16 protein-coding genes are annotated in these 19,045 nt (G+C 65.0%); 7 read left to right on the top strand and 9 right to left on the bottom strand.

Annotated elements, in window-relative coordinates:
* Positions 1–11: 11 nt before the first annotated feature.
* Both BTH42_RS03935 and BTH42_RS03930 read left to right on the top strand, forming a co-directional pair.
* Positions 12–671 (top strand): glutathione S-transferase family protein, encoded by a 660-nt coding sequence (locus BTH42_RS03935; RefSeq protein WP_075296114.1) that lies wholly within the window; start codon positions 12–14, stop codon positions 669–671.
* Between the two features lie 188 nt (positions 672–859).
* Positions 860–1,783, top strand: a complete 924-nt coding sequence (locus tag BTH42_RS03930; protein WP_075295965.1) for a LysR family transcriptional regulator — start codon at positions 860–862, stop codon at positions 1,781–1,783.
* 140 nt (positions 1,784–1,923) lie between these two features.
* Here BTH42_RS03930 and BTH42_RS03925 read toward each other — a convergent pair whose 3' ends face one another.
* From BTH42_RS03925 to BTH42_RS03910, 4 genes are all read right to left on the bottom strand, one after another.
* Entirely contained in the window at positions 1,924–3,039 is a 1,116-nt protein-coding gene (locus tag BTH42_RS03925; protein WP_075295963.1) for an ABC transporter ATP-binding protein, read from the bottom strand.
* A gap of 121 nt (positions 3,040–3,160) precedes the next feature.
* Complete coding sequence (locus BTH42_RS03920) at positions 3,161–4,018, bottom strand: carbohydrate ABC transporter permease (RefSeq protein ID WP_075295961.1); 858 nt, start codon at positions 4,016–4,018, stop codon at positions 3,161–3,163.
* Positions 4,008–4,946: a carbohydrate ABC transporter permease gene (locus BTH42_RS03915; RefSeq protein ID WP_075295959.1), complete on the bottom strand. Its 939-nt coding sequence runs from the start codon at positions 4,944–4,946 to the stop codon at positions 4,008–4,010. Before BTH42_RS03915 ends, BTH42_RS03920 begins: the two co-directional genes overlap by 11 nt.
* 236 nt (positions 4,947–5,182) lie before the next feature.
* Positions 5,183–6,430, bottom strand: coding sequence for an ABC transporter substrate-binding protein (locus BTH42_RS03910; RefSeq protein WP_075295957.1), 1,248 nt, complete (start codon positions 6,428–6,430; stop codon positions 5,183–5,185).
* 476 nt (positions 6,431–6,906) lie between these two features.
* Here BTH42_RS03910 and zwf point away from each other — a divergent pair, with 476 nt between their 5' ends.
* The 4 genes from zwf (at position 6,907) to BTH42_RS03890 (ending at position 12,121) form a co-directional block, all read left to right on the top strand.
* Positions 6,907–8,370: a glucose-6-phosphate dehydrogenase gene (gene zwf / locus BTH42_RS03905; protein ID WP_075295955.1), complete on the top strand. Its 1,464-nt coding sequence runs from the start codon at positions 6,907–6,909 to the stop codon at positions 8,368–8,370.
* A 68-nt stretch (positions 8,371–8,438) separates the two neighbouring features.
* Entirely contained in the window at positions 8,439–9,137 is a 699-nt protein-coding gene (gene pgl, locus BTH42_RS03900; protein ID WP_075295953.1) for a 6-phosphogluconolactonase, read from the top strand.
* Entirely contained in the window at positions 9,115–11,031 is a 1,917-nt protein-coding gene (locus tag BTH42_RS03895) for a bifunctional transcriptional regulator/glucokinase (RefSeq protein WP_075295951.1), read from the top strand. The genes pgl and BTH42_RS03895 overlap by 23 nt, the downstream gene beginning before the upstream one ends.
* A 163-nt stretch (positions 11,032–11,194) precedes the next feature.
* Entirely contained in the window at positions 11,195–12,121 is a 927-nt protein-coding gene (locus BTH42_RS03890) for a bestrophin family protein (protein WP_075295949.1), read from the top strand.
* 91 nt (positions 12,122–12,212) lie between these two features.
* Here the strand turns inward: BTH42_RS03890 and BTH42_RS03885 are convergent, their stop codons facing one another.
* The 5 genes from BTH42_RS03885 to apbC all read right to left on the bottom strand — a co-directional run bounded on the left by BTH42_RS03885 (position 12,213) and on the right by apbC (position 17,838).
* Positions 12,213–12,953: a lysozyme inhibitor LprI family protein gene (locus tag BTH42_RS03885; protein ID WP_083654652.1), complete on the bottom strand. Its 741-nt coding sequence runs from the start codon at positions 12,951–12,953 to the stop codon at positions 12,213–12,215.
* Positions 12,954–12,955: 2 nt separating this feature from the next.
* Entirely contained in the window at positions 12,956–15,241 is a 2,286-nt protein-coding gene (locus BTH42_RS03880) for an arginine/lysine/ornithine decarboxylase (protein ID WP_075295945.1), read from the bottom strand.
* A gap of 90 nt (positions 15,242–15,331) precedes the next feature.
* Positions 15,332–15,901, bottom strand: coding sequence for a dCTP deaminase (dcd, locus tag BTH42_RS03875; protein ID WP_028200499.1), 570 nt, complete (start codon positions 15,899–15,901; stop codon positions 15,332–15,334).
* Between the two features lie 156 nt (positions 15,902–16,057).
* On the bottom strand, positions 16,058–16,594 hold the full coding sequence (locus BTH42_RS03870; RefSeq protein ID WP_075295943.1) for a superoxide dismutase family protein: 537 nt from the start codon (positions 16,592–16,594) through the stop codon (positions 16,058–16,060).
* Positions 16,595–16,749: 155 nt separating this feature from the next.
* Positions 16,750–17,838 carry an iron-sulfur cluster carrier protein ApbC gene (gene apbC, locus BTH42_RS03865; protein ID WP_075295941.1) on the bottom strand — a complete coding sequence of 363 codons (1,089 nt, stop codon included), beginning with the start codon at positions 17,836–17,838 and terminating at the stop codon, positions 16,750–16,752.
* A gap of 352 nt (positions 17,839–18,190) precedes the next feature.
* Between apbC and BTH42_RS03860 the strand changes: the two genes are divergently transcribed.
* Positions 18,191–18,844, top strand: a complete 654-nt coding sequence (locus BTH42_RS03860; protein ID WP_075295939.1) for an OmpA family protein — start codon at positions 18,191–18,193, stop codon at positions 18,842–18,844.
* Positions 18,845–19,045 lie beyond the last annotated feature (201 nt).

Below are 19,045 nucleotides of genomic sequence, written 5' to 3'. Positions count from 1 at the left end.
AGGTGATCGCGATGCCCTTGCAGCTTTATGCCCACCCGTTTTCTTCCTACTGCCAGAAAGTCCTGACCGCGCTGTACGAAAACGACACCCCGTTCGAGATGCGCATGCTCGCGCACGACGACCCGCAAGTGATGGCCGAATTCGCCGCGCGGTGGCCGCTCAAACGCTTCCCGGTGCTGGTCGACGGCGAGCGCACCGTGGTCGAGGCGAGCATCATCGTCGAATATCTGGGGCTGCAGTATCCGGGGCCCGTCGCGCTGTTGCCGGCCGACCCGCGCGCCGCGCTCGAAGTGCGCACGCTGGACCGCTTCTTCGACAACTACATTTCGACGCCGCAGCAGCGGATCGTCTACGACAGCCTGCGCGCCGACACCGAGCGCGACCCGCGCGGCGTCGCCGATGCACGCGCGCTGCTCGACACCGCATACGGCTGGCTCGAGCGGCACATGGCCGAACGCGAATGGGCGGCCGGCGAGCGCTTCAGCCTCGCCGACTGCGGCGCCGCGCCGTTCCTGTTCTACGCCGACTGGACCCATCCGATCGACCCCAAGTTCGCGCACGTGCGCGCGTACCGGCAGCGGCTGCTCGCGCGGCCGTCGTTCGCGCGCGCGGTCGATGAGGCGCGGCCGTACCGGCCGCTGTTTCCGCTGGGCGCGCCGGATCGGGATTGAGCGCGGCGAGCGGTGAGCGGCGAGCGGTGAGCCGCACCCACCGCATCCGCCGCATCCGCCGCCACGCGCGTCACAGGCCCGCGCCCGCCGCGCCGCCCGCCGCCCTGAGACAAGCCGTTTTCGTCCCTGTAGACTTCCACTCGCAAGCCCGCCTCGCCCTCCTCCCGGCCACCACCACAAGGCACGCCATGGACCGTTTCGAAGCGATGGAGATTTTCACGCGCGTGGTCGAAGCGAACAGCTTCACCAAGGTATCGGAATCGCTCGACCTGCCGCGCGCGAAGGTCAGCCGCACGATCCAGGCGCTCGAGGAGCACGTCGGCGTGCGGCTGCTCAACCGCTCGACCCGCCAGGTCAGCGTGACCGAAGACGGCGCGTCGTTCTACGAACGCTGCGTGCGCATCCTCGCCGACGTCGCCGAGGCGGAATCGTCGCTGTCGAACAAGCGGGAGAATCCGGCCGGCACGATTCGCGTCGATACGTCGGGCACGCTCGCACGTTCGCTGCTGCTGCCCGCGCTCGACGACTTCTACCGCCAGTACCCGGCAATCGACGTGCGCCTGGGTCTCGCCGACCGCAATATCGATCTGATCCAGGACGGCGTCGACTGCGTGATCCGGATGGGCACGCCGGAGGAATCGAGCCTCGTCGCGAAGCGCATCGGCGTGGCGCGGATCGTCACCTGCGCGTCGCCCGCGTATCTGGACAAATACGGCACGCCGAAGACGCTCGAAGAACTCGCCGAACATCGCGCGGTGAACTACGTATCGGCGCGCAGCGGCCGCACGTTCCCGTTCGAGTACGAGGTGAACGGCGAGATCGAACGGGTGTCGATGGACAGCACGCTCGCGGTCAACGACGGCTCCGTGTACATCAGCGCGGCGGTGCTCGGTCACGGCATCATCCAGCCGTCGCGCTTCATGGTCGCCGAGCTGATCGAGCAAGGCGCGCTGACGGAAATCCTCGGCAATTACCGCAGCCCCGGCACGCCGCTGTCGATCCTGTACGCGCATCGCCACAATCTGAGTTCGCGGCTGCGCGCGTTCATCGACTGGGTCAGCGAGCTGGCCGGCAATAATCCGGATCTGCGCGTGCCGGCAGCGGCGGCCTAACGCGTTTGCGAACGCCGAGCCGCACGCCCCACACCAATCCGCCGCAGCAAAAACAAAACCCCATGCGCTCTACAACGCATGGGGTTTTTCATGTCGTGTCGCTGCGCTTCCAAAGCGAGCGCAACAGCAACAGCAACCGCTTACGCGATCCGCTCTTCGTTGCTCGGATCGAACAGCACCGCCTTCGACGTATCGAACAGCAGCGTCGCGTTGTTCTCCGGCTGCGGGTTCGACGCCGGGTGCACGCGGCTCACGATGCGCTTGCCGTTGACCTGCGCGAACACCAGCGTGTCCGGACCGGTCGGCTCGATCACGTCGACCTTCACTTCGACCGGCTGCAGCTTCGAGTCGTCGCCGTGCGCGCCGCGCGCGTCGGTGATGCGCTCCGGACGCAGGCCGAGAATCACCTTGTTGCCGATATGCGAGCGCACCTTGCCCGATTCGAACGGCAGCACCAGCACCTTGCGCGCCACGCCCGTATCGAGTTCGATGCCCACGCCCGAGCCCTGCTCGACCAGCTTGCCTTCGATGAAGTTCATCGGCGGCGCACCGATAAAGCCCGCGACGAACAGGTTCGACGGCGAATCGTAGATTTCCTGCGGCGCGCCGAACTGCTGGACGATGCCGTCCTTCATCACCGCGATGCGATCGCCGAGCGTCATCGCTTCGATCTGGTCGTGCGTCACGTAGACGATCGTCGTACCGAGGCGCTGATGCAACAGCTTGATTTCCGAACGCATCTCGATGCGCAGCTTCGCGTCGAGGTTCGACAGCGGTTCGTCGAACAGGAACATCACCGGATCGCGCGCCAGAGCGCGGCCCATCGCGACGCGCTGACGCTGGCCGCCGGACAGCTGGCCCGGCTTGCGGTCGAGCAGATGCGTGATCTGCAGCGTGTTCGACACGCGCTCGACGATCTGCGTCTGTTCCTGCTTCGGCACCTTGCGGATGTTCAGACCGAACGAGATGTTCTCGCGCACCGTCATCGACGGATACAGCGCGTACGACTGGAACACCATCGCGATGTCGCGATCTTTCGGCGACAGGTTGTTCACCGTCTTGCCGTCGATCTGGATCTCGCCCTTGGTCACGGTCTCGAGACCGGCGATCATGTTGAGCAGCGTCGACTTACCGCAGCCCGAGCCGCCGACCAGAATCAGGAACTGACCGTCTTCGATGTCGATGTTGACACCCTTCAGAACCGGCACCCCGTTCGGGTAGGTCTTGTACACGTCACGGATGGAAAGGCTTGCCATGCTGTGAATCCTCTAGTCTCTGGTACTGCCTGAAAACGTCTGTCTGAGAGCGGCGCGGTTGGAACCAACCGCCGCCGCGCCGGCAGGGGCACGCCCCTGCTTCTCTGCTGATTGAACCCGCTTAGCCCTTCACCGCACCGGCCGTCAGGCCGCGCACGAAGTAACGTCCGGCGATGATGTAGACGAGCAAGGTGGGCAGCGCCGCGATGATCGCGCCGGCCATGTCCACGTTGTATTCCTTCACGCCGGTCGAGGTGTTCACGAGGTTGTTCAGCGCCACCGTGATCGGCATCGAATCGACGCCGGAGAACACGATACCGAACAGGAAGTCGTTCCAGATCTGCGTGAATTGCCAGATCAGGCACACCATGAAGATCGGCAGCGACACCGGCAGCAGGATCTTCGTGAAGATCGTGAAGAAGCCGGCGCCGTCGATCCGCGCGGCCTTCACGAGTTCAGCCGGAATGCTCACGTAGAAGTTGCGGAAGAACATCGTGGTGAACGCGATACCGTAGATCACGTGGACCAGCACCAGACCCGTCGTGGTATTCGAGAGGCCCATCATGCCTTCGAAGCGCGCCATCGGCAGCAGGATCGCCTGGAACGGGATGAAGCAGCCGACCAGCAGCATCGTGAAGATCGGATCGGCGCCGCGGAAGCGCCAGTGCGTGAGCACGTAGCCGTTGAACGCGCCGATGATCGACGAGATCAGCACGGCCGGAATCACCATCCGCACCGAGTTCATGAAGAACGGCTGCATGCCGTCGCAACGCACGCCGGTACAGGCGCCGCTCCATGCCTTGACCCACGGCGCGAAGCTCCACGACGTGGGCGGCGTCAGCAGGTTGCCGGTGCGCAGCTGGTCGATATCCTTGAACGACGTCGACAGCATCACGTACAGCGGGAACAGGAAGTACAGGGCGAACAGGATCAGGGCCGCGTAAATGACGGCACGGCTGATCGTCATCTTAGGCTGCATTGCGGGTGCTCCTCGATTCCAGATACATCAGCGGCACGAGCACGGCCACCACGGTGGCGAGCATCATGATCGACGATGCCGCGCCGACGCCGAGCTGTCCGCGATTGAACGAAAACGTGTACATGAAGATGGCCGGCAGCGACGACGACGTGCCCGGACCGCCCGCGGTCAGCGCGACGACGAGGTCGAAGGTCTTGATGGTGATGTGGCAAAGAATCAGCAGCACGGAGAAGAACACCGGCCGCATGCTCGGAATCACGATCTTGCGATAGATGGTCGGCAAGCCCGCGCCGTCCATCTGCGCGGCCTTGAAGATTTCGCCGTCGACGCCGCGCAAACCGGCGAGGAACAGCGCCATCACGAAGCCGGTGGATTGCCACACGGCCGCGATCACGACGCAGAAGATCGCCCGGTCCGGGTCGCCGAGCCAGTTGAACGAGAAGCTCGTCCAGCCCCAGTCGTGAAACACCTTCTCGATGCCGATGCTCGGCGTCAGAATCCACTGCCACGCGGTACCGGTGACGATGAACGACAGCGCCATCGGGTACAGGAACACCGCGCGCAGCGCGCCTTCGTTACGGATCTGCTGATCGAGCAGGATCGCGAGAAAGAGGCCCAGGCCGATACAAATGGCGATGAACGGAATGCCGAACCAGCCCAGATTGGCGGCCGAGGTCCAGAACACGTCGTTGTCGAACAGTTCGCGATAGCGGTCGAGACCGGCGAACTCCCAACGCGGCATCAGTCGCGAATTGGAAAGCGACAGATAGCCGGTGATGGCGATGAAGCCATACACGAAAATCAGACTGATGATGACGCTGGGCGCGAGCACCAGCTTCGGGATATAGCGATCGGCAAGGGCCGCCATGGGCGACGCGCGGCGGGTGACGGCAGCCGTTTTGCCGTTCCCGCTGATGGAAGCAGTCACTACTCGACTCCTGCTGAAACTGTACCGTGGGGCGCTTCGTGTGCGGATCGCGCGAGGGCCCGACGGCCTGGATGTGACTTCATGAAACCTGGCTCACGCCGCCTCGCGTCGAACCTCGCGAGCGCCAGGTGCGCAAGCAGCGCAGGATGGGTCGCAAGGGTCCACGCGAGGCGGCCCGAAGGACACGCCCGGCGCGTGCTGCATCGAACGCCGGGCGCAACGCTTCGGTGACTGCGTTACTTCGTCTTCGCTGCCTTCGCGAGTGCCTGAACCGCGGTCTTCGAATCCTGCTGCGAGTTCATGAACTTCGTGACGACGTCGGAGATCGCGCCGGCTGCCGCATCCGGCTGAGCCATGCCGTGCGCGAGCGACGGCACATAACCGCCGGCCTTGATCGCGACCTGCTCATCCGCGTACGACTTCTTCGCGCAATCGTCGAACTTGTCCATCGGCACGCCGAGACGCACCGGGATCGAGCCCTTGTACAGGCTGAACTGTTCCTGGAACTCCGGCGACATGATGGTCTTCGCGAGTGCGAGCTGGCCCGGCGTTGCAGCCTTCTGGCCCTTCTGCTGGAAGAACACGAACGAGTCGACGTTGAACGTGTAGGCCTTGTCGGTGCCCGGGACGACCGCGCAGATGAAGTCCGAACCCGACTTCTTGCCGGCGTTGGTGAATTCGCCCTTCGCCCAGTCGCCCATGAACTGCATGCCGGCCTTGCCGTTGATGACCATTGCCGTGGCGAGGTTCCAGTCACGGCCGGTGCGGCCCGCGTCGAAGTAGCCCTGGATCTTGCGAACCGTGTCGAACACCTGAACCATCTTTTCCGAGGTCAGGGTCTTCTCATCGAGGTCGACCAGCGCCTTCTTGTAGAAGTCCGCGCCTTGCGACAGCACCACGTCTTCCCACAGCGTCAGGTCTTGCCACGGCTGGCCGCCCATCGCGATCGGCTGGATGCCGGCGGCTTTCATCTTGTCGGCCACCGTGAAGAACTCAGCCCACGTGGTCGGGACCTTGCCGCCCGCCTTGTCCAGCGCTGCCTTGTTGATGTACAGCCAGTTCACGCGGTGCACCGAGAACGGCGCGGCGACATAGTGGCCGTCCGCGTGCATGATCTTGTCGATTTCCGGCGGCAGGTTCTTTTTCCAGTCGCCCGTGACCGGGTCGATCGGCACCAGCACGCCCTGCGAAGCCCAGTCCTGGATCAGCGGACCCTTGATCTGCGCGGCGGTCGGTGCGTTGCCCGAGATCACCTGGGTCTTCAGTGCGGTCATTGCTGCAGCGCCCGCGCCGCCCGCAACCGCGAAGTCCTTCCACGTGTAGCCCTGCTTGGTCATGTCGTCCTTGAGGACGCCGACGGCCTTGGATTCACCGCCCGAAGTCCACCAGTGCAGCACTTCGACCGACTCGGCGGCCTGCACGGCCGACACGCCACACATCAGACCCGCAGCGCACAGAGCGCCCATGATCGCGCGAAATTTCATTGCTTATCTCCTCCAGACACCTGAACAAAAAAACGAATGGCCCCTGATGTCGCCAGGGTGCTGTGGTTGGTTCAAACAGGCAAAACACTGGGCGATCGAGCACGGTCGGGCGCATGCGCGAGGGCATGTGCCGGCGGACCGATGTCCGGCCGCTGGACGCTCAAGAGGTGAGTGGTTCGGGATGCAACTGACTGTCTCCTCTTTTGATTTTTGCCTGCCCGCTTCGCGCGGCAGACTCGAGGTGCCTCATACGCCAACCCGATTCCAGCCCGTCCTCCAGGTCGCGGGCAACGTGCGTTCCGTCTGACCGGCGCACGCTTTTTTCATCGAATTAGCGTTACCTCTTGATTTGGATTGTAGTTAAACTACAATTCAGTGTCAAAAAATATTTTATCGGACTACGGTCGCTCTTCCCGGTCGCTGCGCGTTCAGTGTCCAGTCGGCGCGGCGGCCCTTCAGGACATCGACGGAGACTCATGCAAACCGATTCAAGCTTCACTTTTGTTCTGTTCGGCGGCACCGGCGATCTGTCGATGCGCAAGATCCTGCCCGCGCTGTTCGAGGCCCACCGTGCTCCCGGCATGCTCGCCGAGACCGGCAAGATCGTCGCGGTCGCGCGGCACGTCGCGGATCGCGCCGAGTACCTGCAATGGGTCGACGAGCACGTGAAACCGCACGTGTCGAAGAAGGGACTCGACCAGAGCGCGTGGGAAAGCTTCCTCGCGCGCATCGAGTTCGTGAAGATCGATCTGGGCCAACCGGAAGACTTCGCGCTGCTGCGCGATGCGCTGCGGGACCTGCCGGGCATCCGGGTGTTCTATCTGGCGACCGGGCCGTCGCTGTTCGTGCCGATCTGTCACGCGCTCGCCTCGGTTGGACTGAATACGAACGCGCGCATCGTGCTCGAAAAGCCGCTCGGCTACGATTTGAAGTCGTCGAACGCGATCAACGACGCGGTCGGCGAAATCTTCGCGGAAGAGCAGATCTACCGGATCGACCATTACCTGGGCAAGGAGCCGGTGCAGAACCTGCTCGCGCTGCGCTTCGGCAATGCGCTGTTCGAGCCGCTGTGGCGCCGCGAGTGGGTCGAGAGCATCCAGATCACGATCGCCGAGGAACTCGGCGTCGAAGCGCGCGGCGATTTCTACGACAATACCGGCGCGCTGCGCGACATGGTGCAGAACCACCTGTTGCAGCTGCTGTCGATCGTCGCGATGGAACCGCCCCACTCGATGGATTCGGATTCGGTGCGCGACGAAAAGCTGCGCGTGCTGCGTGCGCTCAAGCCGATCGATCCGCTGGAAATCGGCAAGGTCGCGGTGCGCGGCCAGTATCATTCGGGCGTGATCCGCGGCACCGCGGTGCCCGCCTATGCGACCGAACACGGCGTGAAGCCGGATAGCTCGACCGAAACCTTCGTCGCGCTGAAGGTCGAAATCGAGAACTGGCGCTGGGCCGGCGTGCCGTTTTTCCTGCGCACCGGCAAGCGGCTGGCCGACCGGGTCGCCGAGATCGTCGTCAACTTCCGCGCGGTGCCGCATTCGGCGCTCGGCGCGTCGGCGTTGCGCGGCGGCGCGAACCGGCTGGTGATCCGGCTGCAGCCGAACGAGACGATCCGTTTGTACTGCCTCGCCAAGCAGCCCGGCGAAGGGATGAACCTCGCCAGCGTGCATCTCGACCTCGCGTTCGACCAGTTCTTCCGCGAAGGCCAGATGGAGGCTTATCAACGGCTGCTGCTCGACGTGATCCACGGCCGCCTCGCGCTGTTCGTGCGGCGCGACGAGCAGGAAGCCGCGTGGCGCTGGGTCGAGCCGATCCTGAACGAATGGCAGGCCTCGCACAAGCCGCCCAAGCCGTACGCGGCGGGCACGTGGGGACCGGCTGCGGCGAGCGCGATGCTCGCGCAGCACGGCACCTGCTGGCTCGAAGAAGAGAATTGACTGGTTGACCGCGCGCGAGCAGCAGCATTGATTGCGCAGACCTAACAAGAATGCAGCACGGAGGAGAAGTGATCGAGCTTCACGCTTTCGACGACCAGCGCGCCCAATCCGACGCGCTGGCGCAGGCGGTGGGCGACGCGTTACATGCGTCGCTGGCCGCACAGGCCGCCGCGCAGACACGCCCGGCGCTACTGGCCGTGTCCGGCGGCAGCAGCCCGCGACCGTTCCTGCAGACGTTATCCACGCAGGCGTTCGACTGGCCGCGGATCGCGGTCACGCTGGTCGACGACCGCTGGGTGCCGGACACCGACAGCGCGAGCAATTCGCAATTCGCGCACGCGACGCTGCTGCAGAACGCGGCCAAAGACGCGACCTTCTGGCCGCTGGTCGAGTTCAGCCAGGATCTCGACGCGCACGTCGCCGCGCTGAACGCCGACCCGCGCTTTGCCGCGGTGCCCGACGTCGCGGTGCTCGGCATGGGCGAGGACGGCCACACTGCATCGATCTTCGCCGACGCGCCCGAATGGGATCACGCGATCACCACGCGCGAGCGCTTCGTCGCCGTGCATCCGGGCGCGGCGCCGCATGCGCGGGTGAGCTGGTCGCTGTCCGCGTTGAAGGAAATCAAACATCTGTTTCTGCTGATCGCAGGACCGCGCAAGCTGGACGTGCTCAATGCAGCCGCCGCTTCGCCACAAAAAAATGCCATCTCGCAGTTGGCAACCGACAAGGGAGTGAGACTCGATGTCTACTGGTGTGCAAACTAAGGCTGTCCCGGGCGCGGGGCAGCACGCCGACGGACCGAGGCTGCTGGCCGACATCGGCGGCACCAACGCGCGTTTCGCGCTCGAGACCGGCCCCGGCGAAATCGGCTCGGTGCAGGTCTATCCGTGCGCGGATTACCCGAGCGTCGCCGACGTCATCAAGAAGTATCTGAAGGACACCAAGATCGGCCGCGTGAATCACGCGGCGATCGCGATTGCGAATCCGGTCGACGGCGACCAGGTCAGCATGACCAATCACGACTGGACCTTCTCGATCGAAGCGACGCGCCGCGCGCTCGGCTTCGATACGCTGCTGGTCGTCAACGACTTCACCGCGCTCGCGATGGCGCTGCCGGGTCTGACCGACGCGCAGCGCGTGCAGGTCGGCGGCGGCGCGCGCCGCCCGAACAGCGTGATCGGTCTGCTCGGCCCGGGCACCGGCATGGGCGTATCCGGCCTGATCCCCGCCGACGACCGCTGGATCGCGCTCGGCAGCGAAGGCGGTCACGCGACCTTCGCGCCGGCCGACGAGCGCGAGGACATCGTGCTGCAGTACGCGCGCAAGAAGTGGTCGCACGTGTCGTTCGAACGGGTCGCCGCCGGTCCCGGCATCGAAGTGATTTATCGCGCGCTCGCGGGCCGCGACAAGAAACGCGTGGCGGCCAACGTCGACACGATCGAAGTGGTCAAGCGCGCGCTCGAAGGCGAGCCGCTCGCGGCCGAATCGGTCGACGTGTTCTGCGGGATTCTCGGCACCTTCGCCGGCAATATCGCGGTCACGCTCGGCGCGCTCGGCGGCATTTATATCGGCGGCGGCGTGGTGCCGCGGCTCGGCGAATTCTTCGCGCGCTCGTCGTTCCGCAAGCGCTTCGAGGCAAAGGGCCGCTTCGAGCCGTATCTGCAGAACGTGCCGACCTATGTGATCACCGCCGAATATCCGGCCTTCCTCGGCGTCTCGGCGATTCTCGCCGAGCAGCTGTCGAATCGCGCGGGCGGCAGCTCGTCGGCGGTGTTCGAGCGGATTCGCCAGATGCGCGATGCGCTGACGCCGGCCGAGCGCCGCGTCGCCGATCTCGCGCTGAACCATCCGCGCTCGATCATCAACGATCCGATCGTCGATATCGCCCGCAAGGCCGACGTCAGCCAGCCGACCGTGATCCGCTTCTGCCGCTCGCTCGGCTGCCAGGGGCTGTCGGACTTCAAGCTGAAGCTCGCGACCGGCCTGACCGGCACGATTCCGGTCAGCCATAGCCAGGTGCATCTGGGCGACACCGCGACCGACTTCGGCGCGAAGGTGCTCGACAACACCGTGTCGGCGATCCTGCAGTTGCGCGAGCATCTGAACTTCGAACACGTGGAGCGGGCGATCGATCTGCTGAACGGCGCGCGCCGGATCGAGTTCTACGGGCTCGGCAATTCGAACATCGTCGCGCAGGACGCGCACTACAAGTTCTTCCGCTTCGGCATCCCGACGATTGCTTACGGCGACCTGTACATGCAGGCGGCCTCCGCCGCGCTGCTCGGCAAGGGCGACGTGATCGTCGCGGTGTCGAAGTCGGGCCGCGCGCCCGAACTGCTGCGCGTGCTCGATGTCGCGATGCAGGCCGGCGCGAAGGTGATCGCGATCACCTCGAGCAACACGCCGCTCGCCAAGCGCGCGACCGTCGCGCTGGAGACCGATCACATCGAGATTCGCGAGTCGCAGCTGTCGATGATCTCGCGCATCCTGCATCTCGTGATGATCGACATTCTGGCGGTCGGCGTCGCGATTCGCCGCGCGGTGCCGAGCGACGACGTGGCCGAGACGGTCGAGCGCGCGCGCGAAGGCGCGGACGACGACGCGACCGCGGTGCTCGACTGGCTGAGCCACGGCGCGGCTTCGTCGGCGCGGGACTGAGCGAGCGGCGGATCACGCCGCTAAAGGCGCGTCTGGAACCGCCGGTTGTAGAAGGATCGACCCGCGCGGTGTGCTTCGGCTTCGGAGCATGCCGCGCGGGTTTTCTTTATGCGCGCAGCCGTTCGATAATAGAAGCCCTGTCGCCCGTCACCCGCTTTGCGCCATGATCATCCGCCCGCATCTCCACTGGTTCCGCATGCTGCTCGCGTGGCGCGGCTCGGTGCTGCCGCAGTTGCTGCCGCGCCTGTCCCTGATCTTCTGCATCGCGATCGTCGCGCTCGCCGCGCACGATCATCTGCTGCCCGTCAATCTGAACCTGAACACGACCGCGCCGTTTTCGCTGATCGGCATCGCGCTCGCGGTGTTTCTCGGCTTTCGCAACAACGCGAGTTACGACCGCTGGTGGGAAGCGCGCAAGCTGTGGGGACAATTGCTGAACGAGTCGCGCTCGCTGACGCGCCAGGCGTTGACGCTGCCAGGGCGCGAACTGCCCAAAGAGGAACTCGCCGAATTTCTCGCGCTATTGAGCGCGCTGCCGCACGCGCTGCGTCATCAACTGCGCAAGACCGATCCGCGCGAGGACCTCGCCGCGCATCTGCCCGCCGCGCTGTTCGAACGCGTGAACGCCGCGCGCTACAAGCCGGCCACGCTGATGCTGTGCCTGGGCGAATGGGTGCAGCGCCAGGCCCGCGCGGGCGCGCTCGATTCGTTCGGCGTACTGGCTTTCGACCGCAATCTGAACGGTCTGTCGGATGTGATCGGCGGCTGCGAGCGGATCGCGTCGACGCCGCTGCCGTTCGCGTATTCGGTGATGATTCACCGCACCGTGTATTTCTTCTGCGCGTCGCTGCCGTTCGGGCTGGTCGACAGCATCGGCGTGTTTACGCCGGTGTTCGCGGTGTTCGTGGCGTACACGTTCATGGCGCACGAGGCGATCGCGTCGCAGCTCGAAGAGCCGTTCGGCACCGACGACAACGACCTCGCGCTGAGCACGATGTCGGCGGTGATCGAGGATGCGATGCGCGATCTGCGCGGCGAGCCGGCGCTCGCGATGCCGCAGCCGCGGGAAGAGAGTTATCAGCTGGATTGAAAGACCGGGTGCGCCGGGCGGCGAGCGGAAATGCCGCCGGAAATGTCGTCGGAAACGGCGCCGAAACTCCGTCGCTATGCCGGCGCCGCGCTCAGTGGTTACCGACCGTCTCCGACAGCCGTTTGACCGTCGCGACACGCGCGCCGATGATGTCGATCCGCCCGTGTTCGTCGACGAGCGGCGTCGATGCATCCAGATACGCGCGCCAAGCGCGTTGCGCGCGCCCCAGCGCCGGCCGCGCCGGCGCCGGCATCTTCGTATTGAGCACGCGGTAGTAGCGGTTCAGATCGAACATCGCGTGTTCGCAGCGCGCATCGGCGTTGCACGCGCGCGGCCGGCGCGGCGCCGGTCCGCTCGCCGCGGCGAGCGCGCTGCGCAGCACCAGCGCGCGATCGCGCACCGGCTGTAACTGCATATCGGCCTCGGCGAGCACGTACATCGAGCCCTGGGTCGTCGCGAACACCGCGGCGAGCAGCGGCTTTTCCGCATCGCGCCACGCGAGCCAGCTCGCCTGGCCCTTCTGCCACAGCCGGCGCCGCGCCGGCGGCAGTTTCGACTCCAACTGCTGGAACGCGCTGTCGGCCGCGGCCTTCCACGCGATCCGCGCGTTGTCCATGCACTGCACCTGCCCCATCGTCGTCGACATGTCGGAGCGCGCGAGACACGCGCGCATCGACGCGTCGATCGGATCGGCGGCGGCCACTTCGGCACGCGCGGCCGACGGCCACGCGCCTGTCAGCAGCGCGCCGCCGGCAGCCAGCGCGAGGGCCAGCACGCCGGCCCCGCGCCGCCAGCTAGCGGGACCGCCTGCCAGGAACTTCGCTTGCCGCATTGTCAGACGCGCACGCAATCGACGAAGTACTCGATGCGGCCGTTGATCATTTCGCCGACCAGCCCGTGGATATCCGTATGGAAGCCCGGGAAGCGCTCGTTGAACTCGCGCGCGAAACGCAGGTAGTTGACGATCGTCTTGTTGAAGCGCTCGCCCGGAATCAACAGCGGAATACCCGGCGGATACGGCGTCAACAGGATCGACGTGACGCGGCCTTCGAGTTCGTCGATCGGTACCCGGTCGATCTCGCGGTGCGCGAGCTTCGCGAACGCGTCGGACGGCTTCATCGCCGGCTCCATGCTCGACAGGTACATCTCGGTCGTCAGACGGGCGATGTCGTTCGCGCGGTAGACACTGTGGATCTGCTGGCACAGATCGCGCAAGCCGACGCGCTCGTACATCGGATGATGCGACACGAACTCGGGCAACACGCGCCACAGCGGCTGGTTGTTGTCGTAGTCGTCCTTGAACTGCTGCAGCTCGGTCACCATCGAGTTCCAGCGGCCCTTCGTGATGCCGATCGTGAACATGATGAAGAACGAGTACAGGCCGGTCTTCTCGACGATGATGCCGTGCTCGGCCAGGTACTTCGTGACGATCGCGGCCGGAATGCCGGTCTCGCCGAAGCCGCCGTCCATGTCCAGACCCGGCGTGACGATCGTCGCCTTGATCGGGTCGAGCATGTTGAAGCCTTCGGCGAGCGGGCCGAAGCCGTGCCACGCGTCGTCCGGGCGCAGCATCCAGTCTTCGCGCGAGCCGATGCCCTCTTCGGCGAACTGGTCCGGGCCCCACACCTTGAAGAACCAGTCGTCGCCGTATTCGGCGTCGACCTTGCTCATCGCGCGGCGGAAGTCGAGCGCCTCGGCGATCGATTCCTCGACCAGCGCGGTGCCGCCCGGCGCTTCCATCATCGCGGCGGCGACGTCGCACGACGCAATGATCGCGTACTGCGGGCTGGTCGACGTATGCATCAGATACGCTTCGTTGAAGCGATGCTTGTCGAAGCGGCTGTTCTTCGAATCCTGCACGACGATCTGCGAGGCCTGCGAGATACCGGCCAGCAGCTTATGGGTGGAGTGCGTCGCGTAGATCATCGCGCCGATGCGCGGACGGCCCGCGCCGATCGCGTGCATGTCCTGATAGAACTCGTGGAATTCGGCGTGCGGCAGCCACGCTTCGTCGAAGTGCAGCGTATCGAGCCACTCGCCCAGCATCTCCTTGATCATCTCGACGTTGTAGACCACGCCGTCGTACGTGCTCTGCGTGATCGTCAGGATGCGCGGCTTCAGGTTCGGGTTCTTCGCGAGCGCCTCGCGCGCGAACGGATTCGCCTCGATCTTCTTGCGGATGTTTTCCGGCTCGAACTCGCTGCGCGGAATCGGGCCGATGATGCCGAAGTTGTTGCGCGTCGGCGTGAGGAACACCGGGATCGCGCCGGTCATCGTGATCGCGTGCAGGATCGACTTGTGGCAGTTGCGGTCGACCAGCACGATGTCGCCCGGCGCAACCGTGCCGTGCCAGACGATCTTGTTCGACGTCGAGGTGCCGTTGGTCACGAAGAACACGTGGTCGGCGCTGAAGATGCGCGCGGCGTTGCGCTCCGAGGCCGCCACCGGACCGGTGTGGTCGAGCAGCTGGCCGAGTTCGTCGACCGCGTTGCAGACGTCCGCGCGCAGCATGTTCTCACCGAAGAACTGGTGGAACATCTGGCCGAGCGGGCTCTTCAGGAACGCGACGCCGCCCGAGTGGCCCGGGCAGTGCCACGAGTACGAACCCTCTTCCGCGTACTGCACCAGTTCCTTGAAGAACGGCGGCGCGAGCGAGTCCAGATAGACCTTCGCCTCGCGGATGATGTGGCGCGCGACGAACTCCGGCGTGTCCTCGAACATGTGGATGAAGCCGTGCAGTTCGCGCAGGATGTCGTTCGGCAGATGGCGCGAGGTGCGCGTCTCGCCGTACAGGAAGATCGGAATGTCGGCGTTGCGGCGGCGCACTTCGGTCACGAACGCGCGCAGCGCGACGATCGCGGCCGCCAGTTCCGGCGTTTCGCCTTCGACCACCACGTTATCGACGTACGGCAGCAGCTCGTCGTCGTCGATCGACAGGATGAAGCACGAGGCGCGGCTCGACTGCTGCGCGAACGAGGTCAGATCGCCGTAGCTCGTCAACCCGAGCACTTCCGCGCCTTCTTTCTCGATGGCTTCGGCGAGCGCCCGGATGCCGGAACCCGAGATGTTCTCGGAGCGGAAATCTTCGTCGATGATGACGACGGGAAAACGAAACTTCATGGGCGATTCTCCAGAAAGAAAACGACCGCTGCGTTATGTCGTAAGCGCAGCGGTCACCCGAATAGCTGATGGGTCAGGACGCTGCGAACGTCACGTTTTCGGCAACGTGACGCCGTGCTGACCTTGATATTTGCCGCCGCGATCCGCGTACGACGTTTCACAAATCTCGTCGCTTTCGAAAAACAGCACCTGGGCGACGCCTTCGTTCGCGTAGATTTTCGCAGGCAACGGTGTCGTATTCGAGAATTCGAGCGTCACGTGGCCTTCCCATTCCGGCTCGAACGGCGTCACGTTGACGATGATCCCGCAGCGCGCGTAGGTCGACTTGCCCAGGCACACGGTCAGCACGCTGCGCGGGATGCGGAAGTACTCGACCGTGCGCGCGAGCGCGAACGAATTCGGCGGAATGATGCAGACGTCGCCCTTGAAATCGACAAACGATTTCTCGTCGAAGTTCTTCGGATCGACGATCGTCGAATTGATGTTGGTGAAGATCTTGAATTCGTCGGCGCAGCGGATGTCGTAGCCGTAGCTCGATGTGCCGTAGCTGACAATCTTCCGGCCGTCTTCGGAGACGCGGACCTGATCGGGCGCGAACGGCTCGATCATGTTGTGCGACTCGGCCATGCGCCGGATCCACTTGTCGGATTTGATGGTCATAGGTGAACGCTGCTCGACGTGAATAACTGATGAGGTGAAAAACGCGCGGCCGGCGCCCGGCCGGCCGGCGAAGGCGCTTATTTTACGCGATCACGGCAATGCTGCCGCCGATAGTGCGGGCCACTGCGGCGCGAGCGGCGGTGGTCGCTGTGGAGATCACTGCTGGCGGATCACACCGCACGCCAGCGCGACGCCGGCGCCGTGCTGCGGATATGCATACGGGTCGGTCGCGTCGTGATGCAGCACGACGGCGCGCTGCAACACCGAGCGGATGCCGTCGAGCGACACGTCGGGCGCAACGATGAAGCCGGTCGCCACCCCGTTCGCGTCCGCGTGGATATTGCCGAGATCGCCCTCGACGCGGGCGCCGGCTTTCAGCCGCTCGGCGGCCGGCGAAAACACCGGGCCGGTGCTGGAGCCGTCGACGGCATTGCAGTCGCCGCGCTCGTGGACCTGCAACGCGTGGTCGCTATTGGGCGGCATGCCCGCGAGATTGTAGGTAACCTGCACGCCGTCCGAGCGCTCGATGAAGCTCACGAGGCCGTGCGCCTGATTGCCCACGGTGGGCAGCAACTGCGCGTCGGCGCGCTTTTCCTGTGGTCTCAGGAACACGCCGCAGCCGCTCAGCAATACGCAGCCGGCAGTCAGAACGATGAACGCATGCACCGCCTGCCCGTCGATTCGTTTTCCCATGCGATCCTCTTGCCGGCCTGGCAGCCGCCCCTGCGGCCGTCGAGCCGAACCTGTGAAGTCGACATGATACCGCGAGAGCACGCGCAAAAAGAGGCCCTCGAAGCCCCGCGGACCCTTTATCCAGATGGCCGCGCGGGAACTCGTACGAATGCCGCTCAGGTGTTCTGCACGACGATGTTCGGAAACTTCGAGCTCATGTCGCGCGCCCGCTCGGCGATATGGATCGCGACCTTGCGCGCGATCGACCGGTAGATCTCGGCGATCGGCCCGTTCGGGTCGGCCGCGACGGTCGGTTTGCCCGAGTCGGCCTGCTCGCGGATCTTGATATCGAGCGGCAGGCTGCCCAGCACGTCGACGCCGTATTCCTTGCCCATCCGCTCGCCGCCGCCGGCGCCGAAGATATGTTCCGCGTGGCCGCAGTTCGTGCAGATATGCAGGCCCATGTTCTCGACGATGCCGAGGATCGGAATGCCGACCTTCTCGAACATCTTGAGACCCTTCTTCGCGTCCAGCAGCGCGATGTCCTGCGGCGTCGTGACGATCACCGCGCCGGTCACCGGCACGCGCTGCGCGAGCGTTAGCTGAATATCGCCGGTGCCCGGCGGCATGTCGACGATCAGGTAATCCAGCTCGTGCCAGTTAGTCTGGCGCAGCAGCTGCTCGAGCGCCGAGGTCGCCATCGGGCCGCGCCACACCATCGGGTTGTCCTGCTCGATCAGGAAGCCGATCGAATTGGCCTGCACGCCGTGACCGCTCATCGGGTTCATCGACTTGTCGTCCGGCGACTCGGGACGGCCGACGATGCCGAGCATCGTGGGCAGCGACGGCCCGTAGATGTCGGCGTCCAGAATGCCGACCGACGCGCCCTCGCTCGCCAGCGCGAGCGCGAGATTGACCGCGGTCGTGCTCTTGCCGACCCCGCCCTTGCCGGACGCGACCGCGACGATGTTCTTCACGTTCGGCAGCAGCTTCACGCCCGGCTGCACCGTGTGCGCGGCGATCTGCTGCGAGACCTCGACGCGCGCGCCGGCCACGCCCGGCACCGCGCGCAGCGCGGCGTCGAAACGCTGACGGACCGCGTCGAACTGGCTTTTCGCCGGATAGCCGAGCACCACCTGCAGGCTCACGGTGTCGCCGTCGACGGCCACGTTGCGGATGTTTTTCGCGGCCGCGTAGGACGCGCCGGTGTTGGGGTCAGTGACGGCCGCGAGAGCGGCGTCGACCAAAGCCCGATCGATACTCATTGAGACTCCGTGGGGAAGACGTGCGGCGCGGTGCGATGGGGTTCCCGGATCGGCCACGCGGCGGAATTTGAAAGAAATTGTTATGCAGCGTTGCTTAAATTAGACCCGCCGGGCACCCTTCCGGCAGGCGGGACGCCTAAGGGTCGCATCGCTGCGGGTTTCAGGCATTATTGTAGTGTCTGACGGCAGCCGCTGCCCGAAGACCCTTCTTCGTTGTCGGACCGCGTGGAGAAAGGCGTAGCATTTCCGTCGCTCAGAAGTTTTGGAGCCGTTCGCTGTACAGCGGTCACGTTCGCTGGATAGATTGACTGCTACCCGCTGGTTTATTCGCTTCACTCAAGAGGATCGAAAAATGAATGCAAAAATCATGACTCGCGTCGCCGTGTTCGCTATTGCCGGCTCGTTTCTGGCAGGTTGCGCGACCCAACAGGGCACCAATACGGCAGTCGGCACCGGCGTGGGTGCGGGCACCGGCGCGGCGCTCGGCGCCATCTTCGGTGGCGGCAAGGGCGCGGCGATCGGCGCGGGCGTCGGCGCGGCGGTCGGCGGCGTGACCGGCTACAACTGGGAAAACATCCGCAATCGCATGTCGGGCGCGACCAAGGGCACCGGCACGCAGATCACCGAGCAGCCGGACGGCTCGCTCAAGCTGAACATCCCGAGCTCGGTCACGTTCGACACCAGCAGCTACGCGATCAAGCCGTCGTTCGCACCGGTGCTCGACCAGCTCGCGCAAACGATGCAGCAGAACCCGGAAATCGTCGCGTCGGTGGTCGGCCATACCGACAGCACCGGCTCCGCGCAATATAACCAGACGCTGTCGGTCAACCGCGCGCAAAGCGTGACCGGCTATCTGGGCCAGCGCGGTATCGCACCGCAGCGCCTGTCGGCCACCGGCATGGGCCCGAGCCAGCCGATCGCCGACAACAACACCGAAGCCGGCCGTGCGGCCAACCGTCGCGTGGAAATCTATCTGCGCGCAACCGCCCAGCACGCCCCGCAATAAGGACAAGTCCGGAGAACCGGGAGCAGCCGGGCTGAGCGGGCTTCGCGGTCCGAACCGCCCGGCGGACGCGCAGCACGCGCCGCCGGACGGGTTTCCTGACAAACCGAAAAAAATTTCGAACTCTGCCGGAAATCCGCGGTCTCTCTTTACGGTACGTGGTTGGCGAAGCCGCCACGTCACCATTCTCCTCTTGTCGTTGTT

Source organism: Burkholderia sp. SRS-W-2-2016 (assembly GCF_001931485.1).
Taxonomy (GTDB): Bacteria; Pseudomonadota; Gammaproteobacteria; order Burkholderiales; family Burkholderiaceae; genus Paraburkholderia.
This window is presented reverse-complemented; position numbering and strand designations above follow the sequence as displayed.

What these genes read in the sequence shown, in the direction of transcription:
- BTH42_RS03935 (WP_075296114.1), top strand. Translation starts at nt 12, where the DNA reads ATGCCCTTGCAGCTTTATGCCCACCCGTTTTCTTCCTACTGCCAGAAA.
- BTH42_RS03910 (WP_075295957.1), bottom strand. Translation starts at nt 6,430, where the DNA reads ATGAAATTTCGCGCGATCATGGGCGCTCTGTGCGCTGCGGGTCTGATG.
- BTH42_RS03920 (WP_075295961.1), bottom strand. Translation starts at nt 4,018, where the DNA reads ATGCAGCCTAAGATGACGATCAGCCGTGCCGTCATTTACGCGGCCCTG.
- BTH42_RS03860 (WP_075295939.1), top strand. Translation starts at nt 18,191, where the DNA reads ATGAATGCAAAAATCATGACTCGCGTCGCCGTGTTCGCTATTGCCGGC.
- BTH42_RS03885 (WP_083654652.1), bottom strand. Translation starts at nt 12,953, where the DNA reads ATGCGGCAAGCGAAGTTCCTGGCAGGCGGTCCCGCTAGCTGGCGGCGC.
- BTH42_RS03890 (WP_075295949.1), top strand. Translation starts at nt 11,195, where the DNA reads ATGATCATCCGCCCGCATCTCCACTGGTTCCGCATGCTGCTCGCGTGG.
- BTH42_RS03895 (WP_075295951.1), top strand. Translation starts at nt 9,115, where the DNA reads ATGTCTACTGGTGTGCAAACTAAGGCTGTCCCGGGCGCGGGGCAGCAC.
- zwf (WP_075295955.1), top strand. Translation starts at nt 6,907, where the DNA reads ATGCAAACCGATTCAAGCTTCACTTTTGTTCTGTTCGGCGGCACCGGC.
- BTH42_RS03930 (WP_075295965.1), top strand. Translation starts at nt 860, where the DNA reads ATGGACCGTTTCGAAGCGATGGAGATTTTCACGCGCGTGGTCGAAGCG.
- BTH42_RS03880 (WP_075295945.1), bottom strand. Translation starts at nt 15,241, where the DNA reads ATGAAGTTTCGTTTTCCCGTCGTCATCATCGACGAAGATTTCCGCTCC.
- BTH42_RS03870 (WP_075295943.1), bottom strand. Translation starts at nt 16,594, where the DNA reads ATGGGAAAACGAATCGACGGGCAGGCGGTGCATGCGTTCATCGTTCTG.
- dcd (WP_028200499.1), bottom strand. Translation starts at nt 15,901, where the DNA reads ATGACCATCAAATCCGACAAGTGGATCCGGCGCATGGCCGAGTCGCAC.
- apbC (WP_075295941.1), bottom strand. Translation starts at nt 17,838, where the DNA reads ATGAGTATCGATCGGGCTTTGGTCGACGCCGCTCTCGCGGCCGTCACT.
- BTH42_RS03925 (WP_075295963.1), bottom strand. Translation starts at nt 3,039, where the DNA reads ATGGCAAGCCTTTCCATCCGTGACGTGTACAAGACCTACCCGAACGGG.